This window comes from Pseudomonas sp. AGC41 (assembly GCF_057334555.1).
Window position 1 is genome coordinate 1 of the sequence record NZ_JBHFJB010000101.1, and the last position, 5,610, is coordinate 5,610.

6 protein-coding genes are annotated in these 5,610 nt (G+C 61.4%); 3 read left to right on the forward strand and 3 right to left on the reverse strand.

Annotation, left to right across the window (positions count from 1 at the left end):
- Positions 1–78: 78 nt before the first annotated feature.
- Together ACE04F_RS17400 and pssA are read right to left on the reverse strand one after the other, a co-directional pair.
- Positions 79–1,095 carry an AraC family transcriptional regulator gene (locus ACE04F_RS17400; RefSeq protein WP_486108590.1) on the reverse strand — a complete coding sequence of 339 codons (1,017 nt, stop codon included), beginning with the start codon at positions 1,093–1,095 and terminating at the stop codon, positions 79–81.
- Between the two features lie 11 nt (positions 1,096–1,106).
- A complete protein-coding gene (pssA, locus tag ACE04F_RS17405) occupies positions 1,107–2,450 on the reverse strand; it encodes a CDP-diacylglycerol--serine O-phosphatidyltransferase (RefSeq protein WP_486108592.1) in 1,344 nt (447 codons plus the stop codon).
- Between the two features lie 124 nt (positions 2,451–2,574).
- Here pssA and ACE04F_RS17410 point away from each other — a divergent pair, with 124 nt between their 5' ends.
- Positions 2,575–3,141 (forward strand): TetR/AcrR family transcriptional regulator, encoded by a 567-nt coding sequence (locus tag ACE04F_RS17410; RefSeq protein WP_486108594.1) that lies wholly within the window; start codon positions 2,575–2,577, stop codon positions 3,139–3,141.
- 108 nt (positions 3,142–3,249) lie between these two features.
- Complete coding sequence (locus ACE04F_RS17415) at positions 3,250–3,729, forward strand: nuclear transport factor 2 family protein (protein WP_486108596.1); 480 nt, start codon at positions 3,250–3,252, stop codon at positions 3,727–3,729.
- Positions 3,730–3,844: 115 nt separating this feature from the next.
- Here ACE04F_RS17415 and ACE04F_RS17420 read toward each other — a convergent pair whose 3' ends face one another.
- Positions 3,845–4,915, reverse strand: a complete 1,071-nt coding sequence (locus tag ACE04F_RS17420) for a M42 family metallopeptidase (protein ID WP_486108598.1) — start codon at positions 4,913–4,915, stop codon at positions 3,845–3,847.
- Between the two features lie 249 nt (positions 4,916–5,164).
- On the opposite strand from ACE04F_RS17420, the gene ACE04F_RS17425 reads away from it, so the two are divergent.
- Positions 5,165–5,566: a hypothetical protein gene (locus tag ACE04F_RS17425; RefSeq protein WP_486108600.1), complete on the forward strand. Its 402-nt coding sequence runs from the start codon at positions 5,165–5,167 to the stop codon at positions 5,564–5,566.
- The last annotated feature ends 44 nt before the right edge of the window (positions 5,567–5,610 follow it).

Sequence of the window (5,610 nt, forward strand, 5' to 3'; positions counted from 1 at the left end):
CACATGGGACAGCCAATATTCCAATCTGGGAGCGAGCCTGCTCGCGAAGACGGCAGCCCAGTCAACCAGGAACTCGGATCAGTCAGCCTCGTTGAGAATCAGGCTGCGATAGTGCCCGGGATTGGACCCGGACCATTTGCGAAACGCCTTGTAGAACGAGCTGGCGTCGGCAAAGCCCAACCGCGCGGCGATCTCGACGAAGCTGATGGCGGGTTCGGCCAGCCAGGCGATCGCCAGTTCCTTGCGCACGCTGTCTTTCAGGCCTTGGTAAGTCTGGCCCTCCTCCGCCAGGCGGCGGCGCAGGGTCGATGCGGAGACGCAGAGTTGCTGGGCCAGGGCCTCGGTTTCCGGCCACTGCTCGGCGGGCAGCTGGCGCAGATCATGCCGGATACGGCTGGCGAGGCTTTGCGGGTCGCGGTATTTGACCAAGATGTTCGCCGGGGCCTGGGCCAGGAAGCGCTTGAGCTCTTCCGGACTGCGGCGGATGGGCAGGTCCAGGCAGTCGGCGGAGAAGATCATCCGCGTACGGGGCCGGTCGAAGCGCAGGTTCTGCGAGAACATCACCCGATAGTCATCGCAGAAATCCGGCGCCGGGCAACGCAACTCGACGGACAGGATTGGAATGCGCCGCCCGGCGAGCCAGCAGGCCACGCCATGGACGATCATCCAATAGGTGAAATAGGTAAAGGCCCGGCGCGGGTCCTGATCGTCTTCGAGCAGGACGATTTCCGCCAGGCTTTGCTGGCGAACCCACTGGGCCGGCAGGTGTTCAAGCATCAAGGAGAGGAAACCCAGCCCCGCCGTCAACCCGGTCGCCAACGTCGGCTGGGCCATGGCGCACTGGCACAGGAAGGCCAGGCTGCCGGACTTGAGCTTGCGCGGGTCCATGCCGAAGAACTCGTCATCCAGCCGCCTCGCCAGCAGGCGCCACAGCCGCGCATAGGCATGGGCCGGCACGCGCGCCTGGGGCTCGTCGAGCCAGGCGGGGTCGATACCGACCTTGCTCAGGACTTCTTCGGTAGCAGCTCCAGGGGCGCAGCTTTGCAGCAGCGCCTCGCGCACCAGCTGGATGGAGATGGTGTCTTTTTCCGACATGGCGCGGCGGTTCACAGGATCCGGTAAAGCAGCCGCTCTATTCGCACCCGGCTGACCCGTTTCAGGAATTTGCTCACCGCGGCGGGATAGTCCGGCAGGGTCTCCAGGTCCAGGTAACGTTCGATCCGCCGGGTGTGTTGATAGATCCGCTCCAGCTCAGCCTGTCGTGGCCCCAGCAATTCACCCTTGGGATCGTCGAGCAACAGGGCGTTTTCCAGATCCAGGCGAAACGCCCGCGGGTTCAGGTTGTTGCCGGTGAGCAAGGTGTAGCGCTCGTCGACCCACATGCCTTTGAGGTGGTAGGTGTTATCGCCGTCGCGCCACAGATGCAGGTTCAACTGGCCGCTGTCGATGTAGCGCTGATGCCGCTTGGCGAAGCGACGCAGGCTGATCTCGTACAGATAGGGCAATGCCGCAATGATCTTGAACGGCTCGTTGGGCGGGATATAAAAATCGTTGGCGGTCTTGTCACCGACGATGATGTCGATCCGTACCCCGCGCGCCAGGGCCCGATTGATGTCCCGGGTCACGGCCAGCGGCAGGTTGAAATACGGCGTGCAGATGGTCAGTTGCTGACGGCTGCTGGCGATCAGCTCGCTAATGACCTTGCTCAGCGGATTATTCTTGCCGACGCCCAGCAGCGGGCTCACCGACAGGCCGTCTTTGTCGAGGCTGCCGGCCGTTGTGTCATAGGTTGCATATTTGAGGCGGCTGCGCAGGTCGCCGATGTCCTTGCGCAAGCTGCGGGTGCTGGGCAGGTTCGGCAGGTCGAGGCGATGCACCGCCTTGGAGGCAATCAGGCCGTGTTGCACCAGGTGATGCATCGAATCGGCCAGCGCGCTGTTCTGCAGCAGGTGATAGCGGTCGTAGCGGTATTTGTCGAATTTGTGCAGGTAGACGTTGTTCAGGCTCGCGCCGCTGTAGAGCACACAATCATCGATCACAAAGCCTTTCAGGTGCAGCACGCCGAACAACTCGCGGGTCTGCACCGGCACGCCGTAGATCGGCACTTCGCTGTCATGGACGCGGGTCTGCTGCTGATACCACGCCGAGTTGCCCGGCTGCTTCTTGGCGCCGATCAGGCCGCGCTGGGCCCGTAGCCAGTCCACCACCACGGCGATGTCCAGCTCGGGGCGCGCAGCTTTGGCGGCATGCAAGACATCAAGGATTTCCTGGCCGGCCTCGTCCTCTTGCAGGTAGAGCGCGACGATGTAGATGCGCTGGGTCGCCTGGGCAATTTTCTCCAGCAGGCAACGGCGAAACTCGGCGGCGCCGTCGAGGATGGTCACAGCCTCGGCGGTGAGTGGAAAGCTGCGCAGCTTGGGCAGCAGGGTGCGTTTGAAAAGCGACGGCATAGGGCTCGCAAAAGGTCGAATCCGAAGAACGGATGAGCTTACACCATGACGCGCGGGTTTGGGCCTCCCCTTCGCGACGAAAAAACATTTGACCAAGGAGAACGATCGTTCTACTGTTCGTCCCATGAACGAAATCACTAGCAATGAAACACGCGACATCATCCTCGATGTCGCCGAAAAGTTGATTTACAAAGGTGGCATCGCCGCCACTGGCATGGATCTCCTGGTGAAAACCGCCGGCGTCTCGAGGAAAAGCATCTACCGCTACTTCGCCAACAAGGAGGACCTGGTCGTCGCCGCCCTCAAGCGCCGCGATGAACGTTGGATGCACTGGTTCAGCAGCGAAGTGGACAAGGCGCCGACGCCCCTCGCGCGGTTGCTGAACCTGTTTCCGGTGCTCAAGGGCTGGTTCGACAGCGAAGGCTTTCGCGGTTGCGCCTTCATCAATACCAGCGGCGAAACCGGCGACCCGCAGGACCCGGTCCGCCAGGTGGCAAAGATGCACAAACAGAAGCTGCTCGACTATGTAACCGGCCTGTGCAGCGAGCAAGGCCTCGAGCAACCGCAAGTACTGGCGGGGAAGCTGCTTATCCTGATCGATGGCGCCATCAGCGTTGCACTGGTCATGGCTGATCACAGTGCCGCCGATCAGGCACAGGAGGTACTGAAAACCCTGCTGGGTATCGAATAAGCAACACGCGTATCGCAAGACCGTCGGTGAGACAGACTGCCGTTGAGACAGACCGCCGTTGAGACAGAAAACAGTGCAATTCATCATTCATTTATCGGGAGATTAACCATGTCGTCCTCTGCTGAAGTTCGCCCACCGCTGCCGCCGTTCAACCGTGAAACCGCGATCGAGAAAGTTCGCCTGGCCGAAGACGGCTGGAACTCTCGCGATCCGCAGAAGGTATCGCTGGCCTATACCCTCGACACCCAATGGCGTAACCGCGCCGAGTTCGCCCATAGTCGGGAAGAAGCCAAGGCCTTCCTGACCCGCAAATGGGCCAAGGAGCTGGACTACCGGCTGATCAAGGAACTCTGGGCGTTCACCGATAACCGCATCGCCGTGCGTTATGCCTATGAATGGCACGATGATTCAGGCAACTGGTTCCGCTCCTACGGCAATGAGAACTGGGAGTTTGACGAGAACGGCTTGATGTTCAATCGCTACGCCTGCATCAACGACCTGCCGATCAAGGAAAGCGAGCGTAAATTCCATTGGCCGCTGGGCCGACGTCCGGATGATCATCCGGGGCTGTCCGAATTGGGGCTGTAATTGTCCCTCTTGTGGGAGCGAGCCTGCTCGCGAAGGGGCCATCACAGTCGATATTTTCATCGGCTGTGAGACCGCTTTCGCGAGCAGGCTCGCTCCCACTGGGATCTTTGGCGTGTCAGTCGTGGCCGCGACTCAGCAGGAACTCCAGCAACGTCACCGCGCAGGCCTCGATACTTCCCTCCAGGATCAGTTCGTAACCGTGGGTGTTTTCAGTCGGAATGGCGATGCATCCACCTTGGGCCGAGACGCCGCTGCTCATGATCGCGCTGGCGTCACTGGCAAAATCCACCAGCAGCGCGAACTGAGGCGTCAACCCGCGACGTTTGCCGGCCTGGTACAACTGGTCGACGATCTCACGGTTGTAGCAGCCGTTCTGGTCGCCGGTGTTGATGATCGGGTCGACGCTCAGACGGGTAGCGTATTCGGAAATGATCGGACCGACCTCCACCGCTACCGTGGCATCTCCAGGCAGGTGGCTGGCGGCATACAGCGCGCCGGCATTGGACTCTTCTTCCTGCGTGGTAAAAACGAAATAAACGTCGTTTGCCAGCTCTGTTCGGTGCTCAGCCAATAACTTCGCGGCTTGCAGTGTCGCGACCATCGGCGCGCGGTCGTCGAGGAAATGCGCCGCGATGGCATCGCCGACCCGGAACGGACGCCGCCAATGCTGGCTCAGCACTACCCGGGTACCGGGCCGCACGCCGTGAGCTTGCAGCTGCTCACCGGAGCACCGGGTGATCACATGGACATCGCCCCAATTGACGTTCCCCGACAGCACATCGGCGCCCTGATGGGTTTCACCGGTGCTGTGCATCGATCCGAACGACAGTACCCCGGGAATGAAATCCCGATCGCCGAGAATGTCCACCGGGCACACCCCGAAATTGATCGGATTGGCGCCCCCCAGCGCCACCACGCGCAACGTGCCGTCCGGCTCGATGCGTTTGACCAGCATGGCGATTTCGTCCAGGTGCGCCATGATCCGGATCGGCTGGTTCGCCTTGCCGCTCGAGCGTGTGCCCTTGATCAGGCCGATCACATTACCGGCCGGGTCGACCCGGGTCTCGTCGCAATGCGGTTCCAGTTCCCGCCGGCAGATGTCGCGCACTTCATGCTCCTGCCCGCCGGGCCCACGGGCCATCAGCAGTTCTTCCAGCAGCGGTAAGGTGGACGGATCGGGTTGCATTCGATGGGTTCTCCTTTTTTCCGGGAGCGGCTCAACTGTCGGAGCGAGCCGCGACGTGTTTGTCTTCTTGAGCCCGCCCGGTGCTGAAAAATTTGATCGAATCACGGCAAAACAGACGAGCGGAGCCGATTCGGACGCGGACAAGCGGCCCCCGCGGAGGCTTGACCGACGCGCCGCCAGGCATCACATTGCCGAGGTCGTTCTTACGCCCCAAGGCGGTTTTGTTGTGTCGCAGAGCTTGTGGAGCCCATGACCGCGTCGATTCCGATCCGTCCCCCCTGCCCGCCCGGCGTCTGTGATTGCGGGCGTGATGCGTTGCTGCAAACGCCAGGCAGCGATTTGCGCATCCTTTGCCTGAATCGACAGGAAGAGAAACGCCTGCTTGAGCGACTGGAAAACGTCCAGAGCCTGGACGAGCTCGAACGCTTGCAGCAGCGGCTGTATGAAAACCTCGGCGTACGGGTAACCATCGAGCCGGGTTACAACGAAGTGCGGACCATGCGCGGCATTGCTATCGAATTCCAGGAGCAGCCAGGCCTGTGCCGCAAGATCCGCCAGTCGATTCCGGCGGCGATCCGTCGGGGCTTGGAGAAACGGCCTGAAATCGCCTGGCGGCTGCTGGATGCGCACGACCTGTTCCGCGACGGCTGATATTGTTTTTAAGATGCCAATACATCCCCTGTGGGGGGGGGGGG